The 23308-nt window shown below is 73.7% G+C and carries 23 protein-coding genes; 9 read left to right on the forward strand and 14 right to left on the reverse strand.

Annotation, left to right across the window (positions count from 1 at the left end):
* Positions 1-229 precede the first annotated feature (229 nt).
* The 3 genes from ACIPSC_RS30240 to ACIPSC_RS30250 form a co-directional block, all read right to left on the reverse strand.
* A complete protein-coding gene (locus ACIPSC_RS30240) occupies positions 230-1030 on the reverse strand; it encodes a DUF3710 domain-containing protein (RefSeq protein WP_395294095.1) in 801 nt (266 codons plus the stop codon).
* A gap of 69 nt (positions 1031-1099) precedes the next feature.
* Positions 1100-1567 carry a dUTP diphosphatase gene (gene dut, locus ACIPSC_RS30245; protein ID WP_400830068.1) on the reverse strand — a complete coding sequence of 156 codons (468 nt, stop codon included), beginning with the start codon at positions 1565-1567 and terminating at the stop codon, positions 1100-1102.
* A complete protein-coding gene (locus ACIPSC_RS30250) occupies positions 1564-2124 on the reverse strand; it encodes a PaaI family thioesterase (RefSeq protein WP_400830347.1) in 561 nt (186 codons plus the stop codon). The genes dut and ACIPSC_RS30250 overlap by 4 nt, the downstream gene beginning before the upstream one ends.
* 153 nt (positions 2125-2277) lie before the next feature.
* Between ACIPSC_RS30250 and ACIPSC_RS30255 the strand changes: the two genes are divergently transcribed.
* Positions 2278-2727, forward strand: coding sequence for a DUF3093 domain-containing protein (locus ACIPSC_RS30255; RefSeq protein WP_400830071.1), 450 nt, complete (start codon positions 2278-2280; stop codon positions 2725-2727).
* A 307-nt stretch (positions 2728-3034) separates the two neighbouring features.
* On the opposite strand, the gene ACIPSC_RS30260 is transcribed toward ACIPSC_RS30255, so the two are convergent.
* The 4 genes from ACIPSC_RS30260 to ACIPSC_RS30275 form a co-directional block, all read right to left on the reverse strand.
* Positions 3035-3334 carry a DUF4193 domain-containing protein gene (locus tag ACIPSC_RS30260; protein ID WP_148642658.1) on the reverse strand — a complete coding sequence of 100 codons (300 nt, stop codon included), beginning with the start codon at positions 3332-3334 and terminating at the stop codon, positions 3035-3037.
* A gap of 565 nt (positions 3335-3899) precedes the next feature.
* Positions 3900-4883: an acyl-ACP desaturase gene (locus ACIPSC_RS30265; RefSeq protein WP_400830073.1), complete on the reverse strand. Its 984-nt coding sequence runs from the start codon at positions 4881-4883 to the stop codon at positions 3900-3902.
* Positions 4884-5137: 254 nt separating this feature from the next.
* Positions 5138-6484: a sensor histidine kinase gene (locus ACIPSC_RS30270; RefSeq protein WP_400830076.1), complete on the reverse strand. Its 1347-nt coding sequence runs from the start codon at positions 6482-6484 to the stop codon at positions 5138-5140.
* A 65-nt stretch (positions 6485-6549) separates the two neighbouring features.
* Positions 6550-7203, reverse strand: coding sequence for a response regulator transcription factor (locus tag ACIPSC_RS30275; RefSeq protein ID WP_400830078.1), 654 nt, complete (start codon positions 7201-7203; stop codon positions 6550-6552).
* Positions 7204-7667: 464 nt separating this feature from the next.
* On the opposite strand from ACIPSC_RS30275, the gene ACIPSC_RS30280 reads away from it, so the two are divergent.
* Entirely contained in the window at positions 7668-7853 is a 186-nt protein-coding gene (locus ACIPSC_RS30280; protein WP_030301315.1) for a hypothetical protein, read from the forward strand.
* A gap of 148 nt (positions 7854-8001) precedes the next feature.
* Here ACIPSC_RS30280 and ACIPSC_RS30285 read toward each other — a convergent pair whose 3' ends face one another.
* Entirely contained in the window at positions 8002-8805 is an 804-nt protein-coding gene (locus ACIPSC_RS30285) for an inositol monophosphatase family protein (RefSeq protein WP_400830080.1), read from the reverse strand.
* A 42-nt stretch (positions 8806-8847) separates the two neighbouring features.
* Positions 8848-10005, reverse strand: coding sequence for a ferrochelatase (locus ACIPSC_RS30290; protein WP_400830082.1), 1158 nt, complete (start codon positions 10003-10005; stop codon positions 8848-8850).
* A 130-nt stretch (positions 10006-10135) separates the two neighbouring features.
* Here ACIPSC_RS30290 and ACIPSC_RS30295 point away from each other — a divergent pair, with 130 nt between their 5' ends.
* The 5 genes from ACIPSC_RS30295 to sepH all read left to right on the forward strand — a co-directional run bounded on the left by ACIPSC_RS30295 (position 10136) and on the right by sepH (position 15395).
* On the forward strand, positions 10136-11392 hold the full coding sequence (locus ACIPSC_RS30295; protein WP_400830084.1) for an MFS transporter: 1257 nt from the start codon (positions 10136-10138) through the stop codon (positions 11390-11392).
* A gap of 115 nt (positions 11393-11507) precedes the next feature.
* Complete coding sequence (locus tag ACIPSC_RS30300) at positions 11508-12830, forward strand: D-arabinono-1,4-lactone oxidase (protein WP_400830088.1); 1323 nt, start codon at positions 11508-11510, stop codon at positions 12828-12830.
* A gap of 97 nt (positions 12831-12927) precedes the next feature.
* Positions 12928-13296 (forward strand): hypothetical protein, encoded by a 369-nt coding sequence (locus ACIPSC_RS30305; RefSeq protein WP_400830090.1) that lies wholly within the window; start codon positions 12928-12930, stop codon positions 13294-13296.
* Between the two features lie 33 nt (positions 13297-13329).
* Positions 13330-13665, forward strand: a complete 336-nt coding sequence (locus ACIPSC_RS30310) for a hypothetical protein (protein ID WP_400830092.1) — start codon at positions 13330-13332, stop codon at positions 13663-13665.
* A 650-nt stretch (positions 13666-14315) separates the two neighbouring features.
* A complete protein-coding gene (gene sepH, locus ACIPSC_RS30315) occupies positions 14316-15395 on the forward strand; it encodes a septation protein SepH (RefSeq protein WP_400830094.1) in 1080 nt (359 codons plus the stop codon).
* Between the two features lie 66 nt (positions 15396-15461).
* Here sepH and ACIPSC_RS30320 read toward each other — a convergent pair whose 3' ends face one another.
* On the reverse strand, positions 15462-16319 hold the full coding sequence (locus tag ACIPSC_RS30320) for a sulfurtransferase (RefSeq protein WP_400830096.1): 858 nt from the start codon (positions 16317-16319) through the stop codon (positions 15462-15464).
* A gap of 158 nt (positions 16320-16477) precedes the next feature.
* Between ACIPSC_RS30320 and ACIPSC_RS30325 the strand changes: the two genes are divergently transcribed.
* Positions 16478-17224, forward strand: a complete 747-nt coding sequence (locus tag ACIPSC_RS30325; RefSeq protein WP_400830098.1) for a VOC family protein — start codon at positions 16478-16480, stop codon at positions 17222-17224.
* 17 nt (positions 17225-17241) lie between these two features.
* Here the strand turns inward: ACIPSC_RS30325 and ACIPSC_RS30330 are convergent, their stop codons facing one another.
* The 4 genes from ACIPSC_RS30330 to ACIPSC_RS30345 all read right to left on the reverse strand — a co-directional run bounded on the left by ACIPSC_RS30330 (position 17242) and on the right by ACIPSC_RS30345 (position 22777).
* Positions 17242-17898, reverse strand: coding sequence for a thymidine kinase (locus ACIPSC_RS30330; RefSeq protein ID WP_400830100.1), 657 nt, complete (start codon positions 17896-17898; stop codon positions 17242-17244).
* 33 nt (positions 17899-17931) lie between these two features.
* Positions 17932-19116 (reverse strand): alkaline phosphatase family protein, encoded by a 1185-nt coding sequence (locus ACIPSC_RS30335; protein WP_400830103.1) that lies wholly within the window; start codon positions 19114-19116, stop codon positions 17932-17934.
* Between the two features lie 81 nt (positions 19117-19197).
* Entirely contained in the window at positions 19198-19797 is a 600-nt protein-coding gene (locus tag ACIPSC_RS30340; RefSeq protein ID WP_400830105.1) for a DUF5998 family protein, read from the reverse strand.
* 94 nt (positions 19798-19891) lie between these two features.
* Positions 19892-22777, reverse strand: coding sequence for a GNAT family N-acetyltransferase (locus ACIPSC_RS30345; RefSeq protein WP_400830107.1), 2886 nt, complete (start codon positions 22775-22777; stop codon positions 19892-19894).
* Between the two features lie 241 nt (positions 22778-23018).
* Between ACIPSC_RS30345 and ACIPSC_RS30350 the strand changes: the two genes are divergently transcribed.
* On the forward strand, positions 23019-23300 hold the full coding sequence (locus ACIPSC_RS30350; protein ID WP_400830109.1) for an HPr family phosphocarrier protein: 282 nt from the start codon (positions 23019-23021) through the stop codon (positions 23298-23300).
* The last annotated feature ends 8 nt before the right edge of the window (positions 23301-23308 follow it).

Here is a 23308-nt window from a genome sequence, read left to right on the forward strand (position 1 = left end):
TTCAGGCGGCTTTCACACCGGCCCTCCGGGCGCTTCGTTCTTTCGTGTTTCCAGCTTATCAGACGTTTTCCGCTCCGTTTTCCGGAGTTTCATTCGCCCGACTTCGCTTTCCGCTTGTCCCCGCTCTCTCGCGGCGACTCCGGAACTGTACGGGGATCGACCCGCCACATGCAAATCGCCCCCGCCCGGGTGTCCGGACGGGGGCGAGCCGCACGCAACGAGCTGTCGCTCAGCGGACCTCGGTGATCTCCGGGCCGCGGGCGAACGGGTCCAGCGAGGTGCCACCGAAACGGGCGTCGCCCTCGCCGGCGGCAGCGGAGCCGCCACCGTCGGCGACCATCTGGGCGTCCTCGGGGAGCTTCAGCACGATCGGGTCGCGCGGCGCCATCGGGCTCTCGCCGCGGACGACGACCGTCTGCTGGAAGACCTGCTCCAGGATTCCGGCCATCTCCGGCTGCACGGCGGCCTGGCCGGAGATCACTCCGCGGAGGAACCAGCGCGGGCCGTCGCAGCCGACGAAGCGCACCAGCTGGACACCCTGGGTGCCGTCCGGCAGCTGCACGGGGACCTGGGCGCGGAGGTGCCAGCCCAGCGGGCCCTCCTCCTCCTCGACGAGGCCGCCCTGCGAGGTGATGCCGTTGGCGATCTCCTCGCGGACCTCGCCCCAGATGCCCTCCGACTTGGGGGCCGCGAAGGCCTGGAGCTGGATGGCGCTGTTGCCGAGGACGAGCGTCGCGGCCACGATCGCGTCGCCGGCCACCTCGACGCGCAGTTCCATGCCCTCGACACCGGGGACCAGCAGGCCCCCGAGGTCCACCCGACCCTCCTCCGGCTTCTCCAGCTCGGAGTAGTCCCACGGACCGTCCGGGCGCGGGGCGGGCGGCAGCCCGACCCGGTCCGCCGGGTCCAGCTCGGTCACGTTCTCGCTCTCGGCGGAACCTTCGACGTCATCGGCCGTCTCGTCGGCGCTGATGGCGTCGTCGGCGAGCTGCTCGACAGCGTCCTCGCTCTTCTGGCGACGACGGAACACGGTCACTGTCCTTCCCGGTCCAAGACCGATGCGAATACCTGCTCGGCTTCCTGCGAGGCCGCGGGCAGCCTAGACCGCGGCGTGGCCGCCGGTCGACCCGAACCCGCCCTCGGCGCGTGCCGACCCGGGCAGCTCCGCCACCTCGTGGAAGCGGGCCTTCTCGACCTGCTGGATGACCAGCTGGGCGATCCGGTCCCCTCGGCGGAAGGTCACTGCCTCGCGCGGATCCAAGTTGACGACGATCACCTTGATCTCTCCACGGTACCCGGCGTCGACCGTCCCCGGGGCGTTCACCAGAGCAACTCCGCAACGAGCTGCGAGCCCGGAGCGGGGGTGGACGAACGCCGCGTAGCCGTCGGGCAACGCGATGGCCACACCGGTGGGCAGGACGACCCGCTCACCGGGGGCCAGCTCGGCGTCGACGGTGGTGCGCAGGTCGGCCCCCGCGTCGCCGGGCTGCGCGTACTCGGGGAGCGGCAGCTCGGGGTCGATTCGCCTGATCAGGACGTCCACCGGCGGACGGGCGGTGCTACTCAAGGATTCACCTCAAAGGCTCGGGCGCGCTTCATCAGATCCGGGTCGTCGAGGACCTTGTCGATGTCCTCGGGACGACCGTGCTTGGTGAAGTGTTCCAGCTTCACCTGGATGAAGAGTGCCTGCGCGCGCACGGCGACCGGACCGTCCGGCCCGCCGATCCGCGCCTCGCCGGCGCTGTAGATCTTGCGGCCGTGCACACCGGTGACCCAGGCGCGCAGGTGCAGCACCGAGCCGACCGGGACGGGGCAGAGGAAGTCGGTCTCCAGCCGGCCGGTGACGGCCGGGGCGTGCAGCAGCCAGTTCAGCGTGCCGAGCGTCTCGTCCATCGCGGTGGTGAGCAGGCCGCCGTGGGCGAGGCCGGGGCCGCCCTGGTGCTCCGAGCGCACGGTGAGCTCGGCGGTGACGTCGAGACCCTCCCCGGCGACGGCGTCGATCCGGAGACCGCCGGGGTGCTGCGGCCCGCAGCCGAAGCAGTGCTCGTAGTGCGAGCCGAGCCTGGTGCCCGGCGCGGGGGCCTCCGGGGCGCGAGACGGCAGCACGGCGTCCGGCGGGGGCATGGTCGGCGACAGCGGCTGGGTCGGCGCCGGCTGCGCGGTGGGGGCGGTGGGGGATATGGAACCGGTCACGGCGGACAACCCTACCGACCGGTAGGTGGCTTGGTTCCGGGGGTGGCGTCCCGGGCCGGCCGTAACGGCGCCCACAATGGGGTCATGTACGACGAACGCCTCACCGTGCCGCGCTCCTGGTGGTTGCTCCCGGTCGCGATCGGGCTCACGCTCGCGTTGATCATGCTGCGTCTCACCGCCGTGGGCGCACTGGTCGGGCTGGTGGTCGGCATCGCCGCCGGCGCGGCCGCGATCAGCAGCTACGGCTCCGCCCGGATCCGCGTGGTGCAGGGCTCGCTGGTCGCGGGCCAGGCCCGGATCCCGGTCGACGCCCTCGGCTCCGCGCACCCGCTGAGCCCCGCCGAGGCGGTGGCCTGGCGCGGGCCGAAGTCCGACCCGCGCGCCTTCATGCTGCTGCGCAGCTACGTGCCGACCGCCCTGCGGGTCGAGGTCAGCGATCCGGCCGACCCCACGCCGTACCTCTATCTCTCCACCCGTTCGCCGATGAAGCTGGCCGAGGCGCTGGAGGAGGCCCGGCGCGGCGCCCGCACCTGAGCGCACGGCCCGCGCGACCGGCGGGCCCGCGCGACACCGGCCGGGGGCCGGACAACCGGAAAACGGAAAGGGACGGTTCCGCGGTGCGGGACCGTCCCTTCGATTCCGGTAGCGCCCGGGGTGCCGCCCGAAGGGGCACCCGGTGCGAGACCCGGTACTGCGCCGGTACTACCCGACTCCGTACTGCTGGTGCGTCCGCCTCGACGGCCGCCGAAACTGCCGTCCGGCCCCGCTGCCCGGGGCCGGAAGGGGCGGTGTGCCGGTCTCGCGGCAGGCCGCGAGGACCGGACCATGGCCGCCCTCGTGCTCAGGCGCCGCAGTCCCGGCAGATCGGGTTGCCGTTCTTCTCGCTGTACAGCTGGCTGCGGTGGTGCACCAGGAAGCAGCTCATGCAGGTGAACTCGTCGGCCTGGCGCGGCAGCACCCGGACGGAGAGCTCCTCGTTCGAGAGGTCGGCGCCCGGGAGCTCCAGGCCTTCGGCCGCCTCGAACTCGTCGACGTCGACCGAGCTGCCGGTCTTCTCGTTCCGTCGAGCCTTCAGTTCCTCGATGCTGTCCTCGTTGAGGTCGTCATCGGTCTTGCGTGGGGTGTCGTAGTCCGTTGCCATTGTTCGCTCTCCCCCTCCGGGTTGTGCGGTGTGCGGTATCTCCAGCGCACGTAACGCATGGGGGGTCGGTCTTGTGCCCGACCCGAGGCGGAGATTTTGCCTTACTTCAAGCCCTGTTACTCAATCGACACTCAGCCAGGGGTCCGTTGGGGTGATCCGCTCGGGCTCGGGGGGCCTCACGCTGGGCCATCGTCACCCGGCAGCGAGGCCCGCCCGTCGGACACGCACAGTGATCGCCGGCCGCGCCGACGTCTGCCAATTCCCTTGCCCACCAGCACGGAGCGTCAATCCACCCCGGTGGGGCCGACCCGGGTTTCCCTCACGCACGGCAACCTGGGGGCCATCCACCATGATCACGCTCCGAGGTCGGGCCGACTCGTGGAGCGACACGGTGTGACCTTGGTCACGTTCCGAATCTTCCGGGGCAAACCACGGAAAATCCCCCCAAGCGGAACAGCCGGATCCCGAGCCCGCGACACCCCGCGGTTCGTGTCCGGCCGCTCCTGCGGTCAGGGCCGACGACGGGCCCGCCCGGGGCCCGTCCGACCGCTGCCGTCGGGGCCCGCTACTGGGCGCCGGCCCGCGCGGCGCGGCGGGCCAGCAGGGCGGCCTGCCGCTCCTCGAACTTGCGCGCCTGCGCGTCCAGGCCGCCGAGGAAGACGCCGAGCTCGTCCTGGGCCTGCTGACCCGTCGGCCCCAGGTCGGCGACCTCCATCACCTTGAGGTGGCGCAGCACCGGCTGCAGCACGTCGTCGTGGTGGATGCGCAGGTTGTAGACGCCGCCGATGGCGATCTGGGCGGCGGCCCGCTCGAAGCCGGGGATGCCGTGGCCGGGCATCCGGAAGTCGGTGACCACGTCGGCGATGGCGCGCATGGCCTGGTCGGGGGCGATCTCCAGGGCGGCCTTCAGCAGGTTCCGGTAGAAGACCATGTGCAGGTTCTCGTCGTTGGCGATCTTCGCGAGCAGCTGGTCGCAGAGCGGGTCGCCGGCGAAGTGCCCGGTGTTGCGGTGCGAGATGCGGGTGGCGAGCTCCTGGAAGGCCACGTAGGCGACCGACTGCAGCATGCTGTGCGAGTTGTCGGACTCGAAGCCCTCCGACATGTGGGCCATCCGGGCCCGCTCCAGCTCGTTCGGGTCGACGGCGCGGGTGGCGAGCAGGTAGTCCCGGATGGCTATGCCGTGCCGGCCCTCCTCCGCGGTCCAGCGGTGCACCCAGGTGCCCCAGGCGCCCTCGCGGCCGAACATGGTGGCGATCTCGTGGTGGTAGCTGGGGAGGTTGTCCTCGGTCAGCAGGTTGACCACGAGCGAGATCCGCCCGAGCGGGGTGACCTTGGACTGCTCCACCGACCAGGCCTCGCCGCCCAGCACGCCGTCGAAGTCGCGGCCCTGGCTCCACGGGACGAACTCGTGCGGCATCCAGTCCTTGGCGACCTTCAGGTGGCGGTTGAGCTCCTTCTCCACCACCTCTTCGAGGGCCATGATCAGTCGCGCGTCGGTCCAGGCGCTCGAACCGAGCGAGGCGGTGCGCTGCACGGGGGCGATGGTCACGAGTCTTGCTCCTGGGGTACGGCACGCACGGGGACGGGCGCGTTGGGGGCGGGCGCGGGAGGCGCTCTGTCGGGACGCACTTACGGTTGCGTAGGTTACGACACCGTAAGTTGCCCGGACCGGAAATGACAAGCCGCCCCCGCCAGGCCTTATGTCGTCTTGACAGGCCTGACGGGGGCGGCGGAACCGGTCGGCGCACGGAGCGCGGCGCACCCGGACGGCGTAACGGGCCGAGGAGGGCCCTGCGGAGGCGGTCAGGCTCCCGGGATACGCACCCGCATGGTGAGGCCGCCACCGGCGCGCGGAGTGGCCTCGACGGTGCCTCCGTGCGCGCGGACCACCGAGCGGACGATGGAGAGGCCGAGACCGACCCCCTTGTCGCTGCGGGTCCGGTCGGCGCCCTTCACCCGGCGGAACGGCTCGAAGATGTGCTCCAGTTCGTAGCCGGGGACGACCGGGCCGGTGTTGGACACCACCAGCTCGCCCCCGCCGCCGGGCACCGCGGCGGTGGTGATCTCCACCCAGCCGCCGGCGGTGTTGTAGCGCACGGCGTTCTGCAGCAGGTTGAGCGCGAGGCGCTCCAGCAGCACGCCGTTGCCGGCGACCACGGCCGGGCCGGGTTCGGAGCGCAGCTCCACCTCGCGCTTGCCGGCCTCGGCCCGGGTCTGCTCCAGCGCCCGGGTGGCCACCTCGGAGAGCTCCACCGCGCGGCGGTCGGTCAGCTCGTTCTCGCTGCGGGCGAGCAGCAGCAGGCCCTCGACCAGCTGCTCGCTGCGCTCGTTGGTGGCCAGCAGGGTCTTGCCGAGCTGCTGGAGGTCGGGCGAGGCGGCGGGGTCGGAGAGCTGGACCTCCAGCAGGGTGCGGTTGATCGCCAGCGGGGTGCGCAGCTCGTGCGAGGCGTTGGCGACGAAGCGGCGCTGGGAGTCGAAGGAGCGGTCGAGCCGGTCCAGCATGTCGTCGAAGGTGTCGGCGAGCTCCTTGAGCTCGTCGTCCGGCCCGTCCAGCTCGATCCTGCGGTGCAGGTCGGAGGAGGCCACCTCGCGGGCGGTGCGGGTGATCCGCCCGAGCGGGCGCAGCACCCGGCCGGCCATCGCGTAGCCGGCCACGAAGGCGATCACGGCCAGGCAGACCAGCACCGTGAGGGACTTGCGCAGCAGGGTGTTGAGGGCCGAGTTGGACGCCAGGTCGTGCCGGTTGGCGAGGTACTGGTTGAACTGCTCGCTGGTCATCGGCACACCGTTGACGGTGATGTCCTTGCCGAACACGAAGGACGGCGGCGCGACGTCGTGCAGGGCCTGCCGGACGAAGAAGTACATCAGGAGCAGCAGCACCACCCCGGCCATCAGGAACATCCCGCCGTAGAGCAGGGTGAGCCGCATCCGGATGGTGGGGCGGAACGGCAGCCAGGCGAGCATGCCGTCACCGGGGACGTAGGTCTCGCGTGACGCGGAGTGCAGCCGGGGAACCCGCGGCAGGTGCGCGGGCTTGGGCGGGACCGGCTTCGGCGGGGCGGGCTTGGGCGGGGCGGGCTTGGGCGGGACGGCGCGCGAGCCGCCGGCGGGCGCGCCGGAGGGCCCGCCGGCCGGGGGCGGGGTGGTCATGGTGTTCCTCTCGGGGCGTCCGCCGGGCGGCGGGCGCGGTGGGTCCGGCGCGGTGGCCGGAGGGGTCAGATCCGGTAGCCGGAACCGGGGACGGTGACGATCACCGGCGGGTCGCCGAGCTTGCGGCGCAGCGTCATCACGGTGACCCGGACGACGTTGGTGAACGGGTCGGTGTGCTCGTCCCAGGCCTTCTCCAGCAGTTGCTCGGCGGAGACGACGGCACCGCCGGCCCGCATCAGCACCTCCAGGACGGCGAACTCCTTGGGGGCCAGCTGGACGGTCCGCCCGTCGCGGATCACCTCGCGGCGGCCGGGGTCGAGCGAGATGCCGGCGCGCTCCAGCACCGGCGGCAGCGGGACGGTCGCGCGGCGGCCCAGCGCCCTGACCCGGGCGACCAGCTCGCTGAAGGCGAACGGCTTCGGGAGGTAGTCGTCGGCGCCGATCTCCAGGCCCTCGACCCGGTCGCTGATGTCACCTGAGGCGGTCAGCATGATCACGCGGGTGGCCAGGCCCTGCTCGACCACGCTGCGGCAGACGTCGTCCCCGTGGACCAGCGGCAGGTCCCGGTCGAGGACCACCACGTCGTAGTCGTTGACCGCGATGCGCTGGAGCGCGGCCTCCCCGTCGTACACCACGTCGACGGCCATCGCCTCGCGGCGCAGGCCGGTCGCGACGGCCTCGGCGAGCAGCTGCTCGTCCTCGACGACGAGAACCCGCACGGTCGTTGTCCCTTCTCCAGGCCGGCCCCGGAAGCGGACGCACGGCTCCGACGGTGCCTCCATCCTGCCTGGTCCCGCGGTAAAGCAGCGATAAGCTGCCCCGGAGGCAGGGGCGCCGGGCGGGCGCCGACCGCCGTGATCACCGCCCGGGGCGCGATTCGCACCCGGAGCACTCCGCTTGGCCTGTGACACAGGCAACTTTCTCGCGGTGGGAGGTTTCCCCGGGCCGGGGGCGGGGAGGACAGGTGCACACCCGCGATCTGGCTGTTGGCCGATCGCACCCACCCGCCGTGCGTTCATCCGCGCCGGCCCTGGGGTTGGGGCGTCACCGGGAGCGCGGCCGAGGGCCGTCTCCGCGCCCGTCCGGAGCTCACCACCGACCGGACCGGGCGCTTCCGCTGGCCACCACGACCCTGGGGCGGGGGACGCACAACGTGCACGTCCGACACAGTAAGGGGGCCCGTATGGACGCCTTCACCGCCGGAATCCTGCAGCGCATAGCCAATGCCGAGCAGGATCTGCACCGCGCGATCGAGGCCGGGGACGAGTTCCTGGCCGAGGTGGAGCAGTCCGAGCTGGACGATCTCCGCCGGCTCGCCGCCGAACACGGCGTCGACACGGTGCTGGAGCGCCACCGCACCGCGGCCTGAACCGCCCGACCCGCCCGACCCGACGCCGGTCCTCCGGCACCAGCGGCCCTGTGGGGGCCGTGCGAGATCCCAAGCCCTGGCATCCCCCGTATGCCAGGGCTCTTCGTTCGCCCGCGGGGCACTCGGTGACGAGTGCCCCGCGGTGACGTCAGTCCGCCCAGGCGCGGAGCTCGGCCAGGCGCTCCTGGAGCGGCTCGTAGACGCCGGGCGCGGCCGCGACGGTGAGGTCGCCGTCGGGGCCGTGCCCCGGGCGGCCGCCGACCAGGGCGCCGGCCTCGGCGGCGATCAGGCAGCCCGCGGCGCGGTCCCAGGGGGCGAGCCCGCGCTCGTAGTAGCCGTCCAGGCGGCCCGCGGCCACGTCGCACAGGTCGACGGCGGCGGCCCCGCCCCGGCGGATGTCGCGGACCTCCGGCATCAGCGCGAGCAGGATCGCGGCCTGCCGGACCCGTACCTCGCGGACGTAGTTGAAGCCGGTGGCGATCAGCGCCTGGCCCCACGGCGGGGCCTGGCGGGCCGCGACCGGACGGCCGTCCAGGAGGGCTCCGCGGCCGAGGACCGCCTGGAACAGCTCCCCGCGGGCCGGCGCGTACACCACGCCGACGACCGCCCGGCCGTCGATCTCGGCGGCCACGCTGACGGCCCAGGAGGGCAGCCCGTACAGGTAGTTGACGGTGCCGTCGAGCGGGTCGACGACCCACCGGACCCCGCTGGTGCCGGGCCGCTCGGCGCCCTCCTCGCCGAGGTAGCCGTCCGCCGGGCGGCGGTCGCCGATCAGCTCGACGATCAGCTTCTCGGAGGCGAGGTCCATCTCGGTGACCACGTCGACCGGGCTGCTCTTGGTCCCCGCCACGCCCAGGTCGGCGGGCCGGCCGTCGCGCAGCAGGGTGCCCGCCTGCCGGGCGGCGTCCAGGGCGACGTCGAGCAGTTCGTCGAGCAGTTCGGGGCTGGGCACGGGGTCCTCCTCGGGACGGGGTCGTCGGCTCGAACGGGGTCGTCAGCGCTCGGCGACGGCCGGGCGCGGGGCGCGCGGGTTGGGGCAGCAGGCCACCGCGCAGACGTCGTGGCTGGGACCGCGCCTCCCGACGGCGCACCGGGTCACGGCCTCGCCGCGCTCGGCGGCGGCCCGCTCCAGGACGAGCTCGCGCACCGCGGCGGTGAACCGCGGGTCGGCGCCGACGGTGGCGGCGCGGGCGACCGGCAGGCCGAGCTCGGTGGCCTTCGCCACCGCCTCGGTGTCCAGGTCGTACTTGACCTCCATGTGGTCGGAGACGAAGCCGATCGGGACCATCACCACGGCGGGCGCGCCGTCGGCGTGCTCCGCCTCCAGGTGGTCGCAGATGTCGGGCTCCAGCCACGGGATGTGCGGGGCGCCGCTGCGGCTCTGGAACACCAGCTCGCAGCGGCGGCCGGCGACGCCGGTGCGTTCCGCGACGGCCGCGGCGATCAGTTGGGCGACGTCCAGGTGCTGGGCGACGTAGGCGCCGCCGGGCCGGCCGCGGGCCGGGTCCTCCGGGTCGCCGGAGCTCTCCGCCATGGTCTCCGGGACGGAGTGGGTGGTGAACGCCAGCCGGGCGCCGTCCCGGACCTCCGCGGGCAGCCCCTCCAGGGCGGCCATGGTGGCGTCGATCATCGGCTCGACGAAGCCGGGGTGGTTGTAGAAGTGGCGCAGCTTGTCGACCCGCAGGGCGGGCAGCCCCTCCTCTGCGAGCGTCGCCAGCGCGTCGGCGAGGTTCTCCCGGTACTGGCGGCAGCCGGAGTAGCCGGCGTAGGCGCTGGTGGCGAGGACGGCGACGCGGCGGTGCCCGTCGGCGGCGATCTCCCGCAGGGTGTCGACCAGGTACGGCGCCCAGTTGCGGTTCCCCCAGTAGACCGGCAGGTCCAGGCCGTGCTCGGCGAAGTCCTTGCGCAGCGCGGCCAGCAGTTCCCGGTTCTGCTCGTTGATCGGGCTCACACCGCCGAACATGAAGTAGTGCTTGCCCACCTCCTTGAGCCGCTCCTTGGGGATGCCCCGGCCCCGGGTGACGTTCTCCAGGAAGGGCACCACGTCCTCCGGGGCCTCGGGCCCGCCGAAGGAGAGCAGCAGCAGGGCGTCGTACGGCGGGGCCGCGACCGGAGCGGCGCCGGAGGGCGAGGGATTGCGCACGTCGGACATGGGACCGATCCTGCCATTGAGGGGCCGGACCGCGCGGACAGGGCCGCGTGAGGTGTCCGGAAAATACCGATTGCCAAGGTACGTAAGCTGTGTTGATCAGCCTCGTTCCTTACCCCCGCGGAGCTCCCCCGTGCTGTCCAGCTACCGCCAGATCTTCGCCGCCCCCGGCAGTCTGGCCTTCTCGTCCGCCGGCTTCATAGCCCGGCTGCCGATATCGATGACCGGCATCGGCATCGTGACCATGCTCTCCGAGCAGAGGGGGTCGTTCGGCGTGGCGGGCGCGGTGTCGGCCACGCTGGCGATCGCCGCCGGCGTGCTGGGCCCGGCGGTCTCCTGGCTGATCGACCGCCACGGACAGCGAAGGGTCGCCCGCCCCGCCGCCGCGCTCACCGTGGTCGCCGCGATCGGGCTGCTGCTCTGCGCACACTTCGAGGCACCGGCCTGGACGCTGTTCCTGTTCGCCGTCGGCATGGGCGTGATGCCCAGCGCCGGCGCGATGGTCCGCGCCCGCTGGGCCCACCTCTACCGGGACGAACCGGCCAAGCTGCACACCGCCTACTCCCTCGAAGCGGTGGTCGACGAGTTCTGCTTCATGGTCGGCCCCATCGTCGCCGTCAGTCTGGCCACCAACGCCTTCCCCGAGTCCGGCGTGCTCGCAGCCGTCGTCGCGTTCACCGTCGGCATCGCCCTGTTCACCGCCCAGCGCCGCACCGAACCGCCGGTCCACCCGGCGTCCGCCCACACCAGCAGCAGCGCCATCCGCAACGGCGGCCTGGTCGTCCTGGTGCTGACCTTCATCGCCACCGGCGCGATCTTCGGCTCGGTCGAGATCGTCACCGTCGCGTTCGCCAAGGCCCAGGGCCACGAGGGGCTCGCCGGCACGGTCCTCGCCGTGTGGGCGCTCGGCTCCGGCCTGGCCGGCATGGTCTACGGCACCCTCAAGCCGAAGGGCTCGCTGGCGAACCGTTTCTTCGCCGGGGTGCTGATGATGGCGCTCAGCATGATCCCGGTCCTGCTGGTCGCCTCGACCGTGCAGGGCATGACCGGCCTGCTCGCCGTCGGTGCCGCCCTGCTGATCGCCGGCGTCGCCATCTCCCCCACCCTGATCTCCGCGATGGCCCTGGTCGAACGCCTCGTCCCGGCCTCCCAGCTGACCGAGGGCATGGCCTGGACCACCACCGGGCTCGCAATCGGCGTCGCGTTCGGCTCCGCGGCCGGCGGCTGGGTGGTCGACGCCGCCGGCGCGGCCGGCGGATACTGGGTGCCCCTGGTCGCCGGGGCGTTCGGCGTCCTCGTCGCCCTCGCCGGACTGCGCCGCCTGCAGTCCGGGATCGCCGCTCCCGGCGCCCCCGAGCCGGCCGGACAGACCGTAGACCTCGAACGGTGAACTGACTACTCTCTCCCTACCCGTGGCCCTACCCGCGGGTAGGGAGACCGCAGGGCGGGCCGGCCGCCCCGGAGCGAGCCGACACCGTTCGGCCGCGGAGCAGGAGGCAACCGCAATGCCCCAGGCCAGTACCGCACCCCGCACCCGCTGGACCAACTGGGCCGGCAACCAGAGCGCCCACCCGTCCCGGGTGGCCACTCCCGGGACCGCGGAGGAGCTGGCCAAGGAGATCCTGCGCGCCGCCGACCAGGGCCGCACCGTCAAGGCGGTCGGTTCCGGCCATTCCTTCACCTCGATCGCCTCGGCCGGCGACGGCGTCCTCGTCCGCCCGCACGCGATGACCGCCGTCCGGGCGGTCGACCGCGAGGCCGGCACCGTCACCGTCGAGGCCGGCCTCCCGCTGGCCCGGCTCAACCGGCTGCTCACCACCGCCGGGCTCTCGCTCACCAACATGGGCGACATCGAGGTGCAGACCGTCGCCGGCGCGACCAGCACCGGCACCCACGGCACCGGCCGGGACTCCGGCTCGCTCGCCGCCCAGATCCGGTCGCTGGAGATCGTCCTCGCCGACGGCAGCATCCGCCACTGCTCCCCCACCGAGAATCCGCGGCTCTTCCAGGGCGCCCGGCTCGGCCTCGGCGCCCTCGGCGTGATCACCGCACTCACCTTCGCGGTCGAACCGGCGTTCCTGCTCACCGCGCACGAACAGCCGATGCGCTTCGACGAAGTGCTCGACCGGCTGGACGATCTCACCGCCGTCAACGAGCACTTCGAGTTCTACTGGTTCCCGCACACCGACCGCTGCTCCACCAAGCGGAACAACCGCAGCCAGGGCCCGGCCGCCCCGCTCCCCCGGTTCAAGGAATGGCTGGAGGACGACTTCCTCTCGAACACCGTCTGGGAGGGCGCCTGCCGGATCGGCCGGCGCTTCCCCGCCACCGTTCCCGCGATCGCGTCACTGGCCAGCCGCGCCTGGTCGGACCGCAGCTACACCGACACCGCGTACAAGGTGTACACCAGCCCGCGGAAGGTCCGCTTCACGGAGATGGAGTACGCGGTGCCGCGCGAGGCCGTCGGCGAGGTGCTGCGCGAACTGAAGGCCATGGTCGAGCGCTCCGACTGGCGGATCAGCTTCCCGGTCGAGGTGCGGTTCGCGCCGGCCGACGACCTCTGGCTCTCCACCGCCAACGGCCGCGACAGCGCCTACATCGCCGTACACCTCTACCGGGGCTCCGCCGAGCAGGGCTACTTCACCGAGGTGGAGAAGCTGATGACGGCCCACCGCGGCCGCCCGCACTGGGGCAAGCTGCACACCCGCGACGCCGGCTACCTCGCCGGGGTCTACCCCCACTTCGCCGACTTCACCACGCTGCGGGACGAGGTCGACCCGCAGCGTGTCTTCGGCAACGACTACCTGCGCCGGGTGCTGGGCGCCTGAGTCGCGTCAGCCCCCGGTCGGCGCCGGGGCGGCGGACGCGGCCGGTGCGGCCGCCCCGCTCGGGGCCGGCGACTGCGGGGTCGACCCGCCGGCCGGTTTGGACGCGCCACCGCTCGGCGACACCCCGCCCGTCGGACCGGCGGTCGGCGACGGGCTCCCGCCCGCCGACGGCGAGGAGCCACCGGCACTCGGGCTCCCGCTCGGAGCGGCCGAGGGCGGGGCGGCGTCACCCCGCCCGGCCGACGGCGACGAGCCGCCACCGCCCGGCGACGGAGCACCCGACGGAGCACCGGAAGAACCGGAGCCGCCCGACGGGGCACCGGCCGGAGCACCGGCCGGCTTCGACGGGCCGGACGGATCCGGCCGGTCCGAACGCTCCGAGGGACCCGACGGCTTCGGGGCGACCGTGCCGCCGAACGAGGTGCCGCTGCCCGACTCCCCCTGCACCGTCGCCGACACCGGCTGACCGGTGGCCAGTTCGAAGGCGACGATCGGCGTCATGGCCAGCACGAACACCAGGCCGGACACCGCCGCGAAGGTCTTCCACGTCCACCGCCGGCGCGCCCGCACCACCCGGGGCTCGTTCCACTCCGAGGAGATCCGCGGCCGCCCCGTCGCGGAGCCCGCCGCGACCGCCGGCCCGGACACCGCCCCGGCCGACTCGGGCACCGCTCCGGCCGGCACCTGGCGCAGCGCGTTCACCTCCGCCCCGGGCCCGGTCCGCTCCACCGCCTCGCGCAGCTGCTCCCCGGTGCGTCTGAAGAGGTGTTGGAAGACCGCACTGCCCGTGGTCGCACCGACACTCACCACCGCGGCGCCCAGAATGGTGCCGTAGACGCCGAGTTCGGACGCGAGCACCGCCCCCACCACGGCGGCGAGTGCACTGGCGGAGACCTGAGCCACACTCAGATCAATTCGCCTGCGACCTTCCTTCTCCTCCTCCTCGGCGGCGGCCTTCTGCTGCGGCATCGACATCCCTCGTCAGTACGACTGTCCTTCGAACAAGTCACTCCATCTTGCCCAAAGAAGGACACAAGGGACGAAAATGCGGTTGCAGACGGGAGATATATGTGAAGATGATCACCGTTCCGTGGTCGGCCGTCGGCCATTGGGGGAGTGCGCTCTTGAGATTCCCGTGAATCGCGGGAGACTTGAGCGGCGAGCCGCCCCTTTGGATGCCACGAATGGAGTACTGTTCGTAAAGCCTGAGCCCTGGGTCGACTTGTCGACTGCCCATCAACCGGCAGCTTGACGAAGAGCCACGGAGCGGGCACGCACGGCGACGTCCGTCCCGGATCGTCGCGTTCACTGCTCGTGCGAGGACGGCCGGGACACCCAGGCGCGACGTCGACGGATGGCGTGGCAAAAAGGCAACCGTGCCACAGCGGCGCGCCCGGGCGTAAGCCCGACACGCCGGGGAACTCAGCAAGGTTGTGGCCAGTCGCGAGCGGGCAGGCCACACTCAGTACGGGAGCAGCGACGCAGGTGACGTCGGCAGGCACCACCCGGGAGGTAACCGTGCCCGAACTGCGGGTTGTGGCCGTCAGCAACGACGGCACACGGCTGGTGCTCAAGGCTGCCGACAGCACGGAGTACACCCTCCCCATCGACGAGCGGCTGCGCGCCGCCATCCGGGGCGACCGCCCCCGCCTCGGCCAGATCGAGATCGAGGTCGAGAGCCACCTCCGCCCCCGTGACATCCAGGCGCGGATACGAGCCGGTGCCTCCGCCGAGGAGGTCGCGCAGGCCGCCGGCATCTCCGTCGACCGGGTCCGCCGCTTCGAGGGGCCGGTGCTCGCCGAGCGCGCCTTCATGGCCGAGCGGGCCCGCAAGACCGCGATCCGCCGGCACGGCGAGTCCCCCGGCCCGCAGCTCGGCGAGGCCGTCGCCGAGCGGCTCGCGCTGCGCGGCGCCGAGAAGGACACCGAGCGCTGGGACTCCTGGCGCCGCGACGACGGCACGTGGGAGGTCATCCTCTCCTACCGCGCCGACGGCGAGGGCCGCTCCGCGTCCTGGACCTACGACCCGCCCCGGCGCCTGGTCCAGCCCAACGACGACGAGGCCCGCGCGCTGATCGGCGAGAACGTCGAGCGCGAGGAGGAGTCGGTCTTCCCGTTCATCCCGCGGATCGCCCGGCTCCCCCAGGACCGGCCGCCCCGCCCGATGATCGACCGGCCCTCGGCCGACCGCATCATGTCCGGCCGCGAGGTGCGCGAGGCCCGCGAGGCCACCGCGGAGTCCCGCGACTCGCTGACCAGCCTGCTCGACGTCGTCCCCGCCTTCCGCGGCGACCTCGCGGTCGGCGCCCCGCCGTCCATCGAGCCGGTGCCGGCCGAGGTCGCCGAGGAGAGCGAGGAGGCGGCCGCCGCGGCCGCGCCCGCCGTCGGAGCCGGCTCGGCGTACGCGGACATCCTGATGCCGCGCGCCGTCGCCCCGCACCGCGAGCGGCTCGTCGGCACGACCGACCGGCAGGCCGAGGCGGACGGCGTCCGCCCCGGGCGCCGGGCCACCGTGCCCAGCTGGGACGAGATCGTCTTCGGCAGCCGGCGCAAGAAACAGGAGTAACGGAACACCACGCGTACGGCGGGCGGGGCGGGGGGCAGGTCCCCCGCCCCGCCCGCCGCGTACGGCTCAGCCCGGCTGGTCGGTGACCGCCACCGGCCGGCTCTCGTCGCTCGACCACTCGCTCCACGAACCCGGGTACAGCGTGGCCGGCAGACCCGCCACCGCCAGCGCCAGGATCTGGTGCGCCGCCGTCACCCCCGAGCCGCAGTACACCGCGATCTCCGGCTCCCCCGCGCCCAGCGCGCGGAACCGCTCGGCGAGCTCGGCGGCCGGCCGGAACCGCCCGTCCGGACCGACGTTCTCGGTGGTCGGCGCGGAGACCGCACCCGGAACGTGCCCGGCCCGCGGATCGATCGGCTCGGTCTCGCCCCGGTAACGCTCCCCCGCCCGGGCGTCCAGCAGCAGACCGCTCCGCGCCCAGGCCGCGGCACCGTCGCCGTCCACCGTCGGCAGCTGCCCCGGCACCGGCTTGAAGTCACCCTCCTCCGGCGCCGGCACCTCGGCGGTCACCGGCAGCCCGGCCGCCTGCCATGCCGCGAAGCCGCCGTCCAGCACCCGCACCTCCGGATGGCCGGCCCAGCGCAGCAGCCACCAGGCCCGCGCCGCTGCCATCGAGGTGGCGCCGTCGTACACCACGACCGGCCGGTCCGCGCGGACCCCGAAGCGGCGCAGCGCGGCACCGAACTCCTCCGGGTCCGGCAGCGGGTGGCGGCCGCCGCGCCCGGGCGGGCCGGCCGGGGCAGCGAGGTCGGTGTCCAGCGCGACGAAGTGCGCGCCGGGCAGGTGGCCGAGCGCGTAGTCCTCGATACCGGGCGGGCCGCCGAGCTGCCAGCGCACGTCGAGCAGGACCGGCGGGCGGGACGAGGCCAGCGCCTCGCTCAGACTGGCCGCAGAAACCAGCGGGGAGTCGTAAGAGGTGGTCATGCCGGCCATTCTCGCGCAGCACCGCCAACTCGCCGCTCTTTGTCCGGTCTTTGCCGGACTTTCCGCGCGGCCCGGGGGTTCGGCGTGCGCCAGGGTGGAACCATCACCCTCACGTGCGCCGCTCCGTGCGCCGACCGCCGCGTGAGGAGGAGGCCCGCATGCCTGCGGTGAAGCTCCGGCTGGCCCAGGGCACACCGTGCTGGTTCAGCCTGATGACCGACGACCTGGCCGGCGCCCGGGCGTTCTACGGCGAGCTGCTCGGCTGGACGTACACGCCCGGCCCCGGCCAGCTCGGCGACTACGTGCGGGCCGAGTCTGCCGGGGAGCCGGTGGCCGGGCTCGGCGTCTCGTCGGTGACGGGCTTCCCCGTGCAGTGGACCACCTACTTCGCCGTGGACAGCGCCGACCGGACGGCCCAGTTGGTGCGCGAGTGCGGCGGCACGGTCGCGGTCGGCCCCCTCCAGGCCGAACGGGCCGGGCGGCTGGCGATCGCGGCCGACGTGTCCGGCGCGGTCTTCGGCCTCTGGCAGGGCGAGGAGCACACCGGCCGGGAGGCCGGCCCCGAGCCCGGCGGGCCCGCCTGGGCCGAACTGCTCACCCCGGACGAGGCGGGCGCCTCGGCCTTCTACGGCACGGTGCTGGGGCGGCCGGTCGCCGCCGCCGACGGCGGGTCCGCACTGCTGGTGGACGGGCGGCCGGTGGCGGGCCTGCGCCCCGGCAGCGAGCTGCGCGGGCACCCGCCGCGCTGGCGGGTCCACTTCGCCGTCCGGGACGCCGGGTTGACGGCGCGTCGGGCGGTCGATCTCGGCGGCCGGGTGCTGGTGGAGCCGCACCCGACGGCGCGCGGCCGGGCCGCGCGGCTGGCCGACCCGCAGGGCGGCCACTTCTCGGTCCTGGAGCCCTGAGAAGGGCTTCCCGGGTCTCAGGCCTGCTGCTCCTCGAACGGGAGCACGTCCGGGGAGAGCACCGAGGCACGGGCGGTGGCGGCGGTCAGCCGCCGGCGGTGGTGGCGGCGGCAGAGCACCTCGTAGCCGACCTCGTCCTCCCTCACCGAGATGTCGCCGATCACGACCTGGGCGCCCTCGACCACCATCACGCCGCCCACCGTGCGGGCGTTGTGGGTGGCCCGCGCGCCGCACCAGCAGAGCGCCTCGACCTGGAGCACCTCGACCCGGTCGGCGAGCTCGATCAGCCGCTGCGAGCCGGGGAAGAGCCTGGTCCGGAAGTCCGTGGTGATCCCGAACGTGAAGACGTCGATGCCGAGTTCGTCCACCACCCGGGCCAGCTGGTCGACCTGCTCGGCGGCGAAGAACTGGGCCTCGTCGCAGATCAGGTAGTCCACCCGGCCGCCGGCCGAGAGCCGGTGCACCACATGGGCGTGGAAGTCGAAGTCGTCCGCGACCTCGACCGCCTCCGCACGCAGGCCCAGCCGGCTGGAGATGGTGGCCGCACCGGCCCGGTCGTGACGGGTGAGGATGATCCCCTGTCGGCCGCGGGCGGCGTGGTTGTGGTCCATCTGGAGCGCGAGCGTCGACTTGCCGCAGTCCATCGTGCCCGAGAAGAACACCAGTTCAGCCATGGGTGGTGCAGAGGCCTTTCAGAGGAGGGGAGTTCAGCGGCGGACTTCGAGCAGCGGCACGAACTGCTCCACCGGGGTCATCGAGCCGTGAAGACCGATCATCGCGGACTCGCCCGGCTCGTTGCGGGAGGCGATCACGGCGACGTCGTCGCGGGCGGCGGCGACCACGTCGCCGATCCGGTGGTAGACCCGCTCGTCCACCGACGGGCCGAACCAGCCGGCGGCGATCGCCTCGTCCCGGGTCGCCACCCACATCCGGTCGCCGAGCACCTCGCTCCAGACCGTGTACACGTCGGCGGCCGCCCCCGGCACGGCGTACACGTGCCGGGCCCGGCCCTCCCCGCCGAGCAGCGCCACTCCGGCCCCGAGCTCCCAGTCCTCGTCGAAGTCGATCCGGTCCTCCGGCGCGATGTCGATCATGCCGTGGTCGGCGGTGACGTACATCGCCGAGCGCGGCGGCAGCTGCTCGGCCAGCCGGCGGGCCAGGCGGTCCACCGCGTCCAGCGTCATCCGCCACTCGTCGGAGTCCACCCCGAACCGGTGCCCGGCGCCGTCCAGCTCGCTCACGTAGGTGTAGACGAGGGCGCGGTCGTGCTCGGCCAGCCAGGCGGCGGCCTGGTCCATCCGCTCCTCGCCCGTGGTGCGGCCGAGGAAGGTGCCGCCGGAGAGCGCCACCCGGGTCAGCGGGGTCTGGGCGAACAGCGGCGAGGAGACCTGCGCCGTCGCCACTCCCGCCAGATGGGTCTGCTCGAACACCGTCGGGTAGGGCTGCCAGAGCGCCGGGTCGGTGTGCGGCTGCCAGCGCAGCTGGTTCATCAGGTAGCCGGCGCCCGGGACGGCCACCGTGTAGCCGGCCAGACCGTGCAGGCCGGGCGGCGTCCCGGTGCCCACCGAGGCCAGCGAGGTGGCGGTGGTGGACGGGAAGCCCGCGGTCAGCGGGCGGCCGGAGCCGCCGAGCGAGCTGCCGGCCAGCGAGGAGAGGAACGGTGCGTACTCGGGGTGGCGCAGCAGCAGCTCCCAGCCGAGGCCGTCGACCAGGAACACCACCACCCGGTCGGCGGGTGCGATCGGCAGCGCCGCCGTGAAGCCGGGCACACCGAGGCCGGCGGCCACCGAGGGCAGCAGGTCGCAGAGCGAGCCACCGCCGTACGGGGGCGCCGGGGCGGTGGCGGGGTCGAGGATCTCGAAGGCGTCGTGGCCGTCGGGTGCGAAGGACATGGCTGAGAGGCTGGCTTCCTGGCTTCCGTTGCGTCGCCGGTTGGTCGCACGGCCGTGCGGTGCGTGCCGCACGGCCCGGGATCAGACCCGCGGGCCGTTGTTGATCGTCGCGTCGGAGAGCGCCCGGGCGAACACGAGCGCCTGGGCGACCGTCTCCGGGCCGTCGCCCGCCTCGCTGACCCGCAGTGACAGGTCGTCAGCGGTGGCCGACCCGGTGTACCCGTGGTCCGCCTCGCAATTCGGGTCCGAGCAGCCGGCCGGCTCCAGGTCGAGCCGCTGCACCGCGCCCCAGCCGATGGTCAGCACGACCTCGCGCGGCAGCGTGCCCGGGGTGTACGTCTCCGGGTTGGCGACCATCCGGCTCACCACGACCGAACCGATCCGGTCCAGCCGGACGCTCTCGGTGGAGGTCGTCGCGAAGGGCACCGCCGCACCCGCGCCGTCACCGGACTGCTCGTCGGTGTGGCTCACCACGAAGCGGGTCGGGGTCAGCACGAGCACGGTGACGTGCCGGCGGACCTCGTTGGCGTCGAAGGTGGTCTCCTGGTGCACCAGGTAGGAGCTGATCGGCTCGGGACCCACCGCGGACTCGACCGCCTCGGACACCAGGGCCGGGTAGTAGCCGCTGCGCTCGATCGCCGAGCGCAGGTCCTGAGTGGTGGTGGTACCGGTCTTCGCCATAACTCCATCCTGGCATGGTCCGCCGACGAAGCGGGCGGCGCGGCGCCGAGCTTCCGGGCAACAGCACCCCGGGGCGGGGCGCAACCAAGGAAGGTTACAGGGTGCTCATGGCGCGCGGGCCCAGATCGCTGCGGACGGGCAGGGGCGCGAGCCGCACTCGCGCCCCCAGGATCGCCAGTCCGTGCGGGGCCACGACCACGGGTTCGAGATCCACCGAGGCCACCTCCGGGAGGTCGTCGACCAGCCGGGAGACCCGCAGCAGCAGCTCCTCCAGGGCGCCGGTGTCCACCGCCTCGGCCCCGCGCCAGCCGAACAGCAGCGGCGCCGCCCGGACCTCGCGGATCAGCCCGGCCACGTCCTGGTCGGTGGCCGGGACGAGCCGGTGCGCGACGTCGCCGAGCAGCTCGGCGGGGGCGCCGGCCAGGCCGAAGGAGAGGATCGCGCCGACCGCGGGGTCGACCGTGGCGCCGATCACGGTGTCCACCCCGCGCGGGGCGAGCCGCTGGACGACCAGCTCGGCCTGGGCGGCCCCGCCGAGCAGGGCGTCCAGCTCGCGGTGGGCCCGGCGCAGCCCCGGCTCGCCGGTCAGGTCCAGCCGGACGCTGCCCAGGTCGGGGCGGTGGCGCAGGTGCGGGGCGGTGGCCTTGAGGGCGACGGGGTAGCCGAGCGCCGCCGCGGCGCGGACGGCGGACTCCTCGTCGGGGGCGGGCAGGGTCGGCGAGACGTCGATGCCGTAGTGGGCCAGCAGGGCGGCCGCATCGGCGTCCGGCAGGGTGATCCGCGCGCCGCCGGGCCGGGTACGGGTGAAGAAGCTCCGGCGCGTGGCGCCGCGGTCGAGGGTGGTGGCGGGCGACGGGCGGGCGGCGACGCGGGTGGAGAGCGCGGCGTCGACCCGGGCCCGGGCGGCGCCCTCGTCGATCCGGTCCAGCTCGGGGACGCGGGCGGTCTCCTCGGCCACGGCCGTCCGGCGGCGCCAGTGCGCGTAGTGGACGGCGTGGGCGAGGGCGCGGACGGCCCGCTCGGGCGCCGGATAGGCGGGGATGCCGCCGGGCCGCAGCCGGTTCGGCAGGTCGGTGAGCGCCAGGTGGGCCAGCAGCAGAGGCTTGCCCAACTCGCGTGCGCGATCGCCGGCTTCGAGCAGGGCGGCGGCGATCTCGGGGTCGTCGGAGCCCATCTCCGGGTCGTCCGGGCCGGCCAGCCGGCCGCCCATGAAGGCGTGCGCGGAGGTGCCGATCGGCGGGATGGCCACCGCGATGACCGCGTCGACGGCCTGGTCCTCCAGGGCCACGTCCAGCGCGATCCGGAAGTTCTCACCGGTGGCGGCGGTGGTCAGGTCGACGGGGGTGCGGGGGCGCAGCCCGGCGCTGAGGCAGGCGTCGTGGGTGAGCAGGCCGAGCGAGTCGGAGTTTCCGACGACGGCGACCCGGTCGCCGGGCGGCAGCGGCTGCAGGGCGAGCAGCTCCCCCGTGTCGTACAGCTCGGTGATGGTCTCCACCCGGGTGACGCCGGCCTGCTCGAAGAGTGCGTCGACGGTGGCGTCGCGCAGCCCGGTGGCGGTGGACGGGACGGCGTGGCCGGGCGGCAGGCTGCCGGTGTGGCGGGCGCCCTTGACCACCACGATCGGCTTGGCGGCGGCCAGCCGGCGGGCGATCCGGGTGAACTTGCGGGGATTGCCGAAGGACTCCAGGTAGAGCAGCACCACGTCGGTGGCCGGGTCCTCGGCCCAGTACTGGAGGAGGTCGTTGCCGGAGACGTCGGCGCGGTTGCCGACCGAGGCGAAGGTGGAGACGCCGAGGCCGCGGCGGTGGGCGGCCTCCAGCAGGGCGACGCCGATCGCGCCGGACTGGCAGAAGATCCCGAAGCCGCCGCGCTGCGGCAGGGCGGGCGCGAGCGAGGCGTTGAGCGGGTGCCCGGGGTCGGTGTTGATCAGGCCGAAGGCGTTCGGGCCGATCACTCGCATGCCGGCCGCCCGGGCCTGGCGGACCAGGGCGCGCTGGCGGTCGCGGCCCTCGGCGCCGGTCTCGGCGTAGCCGGCGGTGACCACCACCAGGCCCTGCACGCCGTGCGCGCCGCAGTCGGCGACCGCGGCGGGGACGGCGCCGGCCGGGACGGCGATCACCGCGAGGTCCACCGGGCCGGGGATGTCCAGGATCGAGCGGTGCACCGGGACGCCGTCCACCTCGGTGCCGGGCGGGGCGTTGCGGTTCACCGCGTAGATCCGGCGGTCGTCGTCCTCGCCGCCGGCCTCGAAGCCGACCAGCAGGTCGCGCAGGAGCGCCCGGCCGACGGTCTGCGGGTTGCGCGAGGCGCCCAGGACCGCCACCGAGCGCGGGGTGAGCAGCCGCTGCACCGACCTCGCCTCGGCGCGGTGCTCGCGCGCCCGCATCACGGCGAGCGAGGCCGCGGTCGGCTCCAGGTCGAACTCCAGGTGGACCACGCCGTCGGCGAAGCTGCGGTGCTGGGTGTAGCCGGCGTCGGTGAAGACCTTCACCATCTTCCGGTTCTCCGGCAGGACCTCGGCCTGGAAGCGGCGGATCCCGCGCTCCTGCGCCACCGCGGCGATGTGCTCCAGCAGCGCGGAGGCGACCCCGCGGCCCTGGTGGGCGTCCTGCACCAGGAAGGCCACCTCGGCGTCGGTGCCGGTCTCGGAGGGGCGGCCCTCGGCGTCGATCCGGTCGTAGCGGACGGTGGCGATGAAGCGGTCACGGATCACCACGGCGAGGCCGACCCGGTTCACGAAGTCGTGGTGGGTGAAGCGGCGGACGTCCTTGTCGGAGAGCCGGGGGTAGGGCGCGAAGAAGCGGAAGTACTTGGACTGGTCGGAGACCTGCTCGTAGAACTCGACCAGGCGGCCGGCGTCGTCGGGCGTGATCGGCCGGATCCGGGCCGTGCCGCCGTCCCGCAGGAGGATGTCGGCCTCCCAGTGCTGCGGGTAGTCCGGCTCGCTCTGCTCGGGGTGCGGTACCGCGGCGTCGTCCACATTCGTCAGGTTATCCGGCGGCGAGCCGAATGGCGCCGGGCGTGCGCCCGCGGCAGGGTGGACAGGGCCCCAGGGGCCCGCTGACCGGGCCTTGAGCCCCTTCTTATGCCCCCGAAAGAAACAATCACAACTCCCGAACGGGGCGGTCCGGAGGGGTTCCCTGCGTGCGACACTGGTCTAGACAACATGGCCGCCTCCCCCAAGCCCGGCCATGACCAGCTTCACCGGAAAGGCACGTCTCATGGCTGAGCGCCGCGTCACCATCGGTTGGGCCGAGGGCCTGCACGCCCGTCCCGCCGCCGTCTTCGTCAAGGCCGTGGCGGCCACCGGCGTGCCGATCACCATCGCCAAGCCGGGCGGCGTCCCGGTCAACGCCGCCTCGCTGCTCGGCCTGCTCGGCCTCGGCGCCCAGGGCGGCGAGGAGGTCGTCCTCACCTCCGACGCCGACGGCGCCGCCGACGCCCTGGACCGCCTCGCCAAGCTCGTCCAGGAAGGCCTCGACGAGCTCCCCGCCGCCGCCTGAACGAAGCG

Source organism: Kitasatospora sp. NPDC090091 (assembly GCF_044747365.1).
GTDB lineage: Bacteria > Actinomycetota > Actinomycetes > Streptomycetales > Streptomycetaceae > Kitasatospora.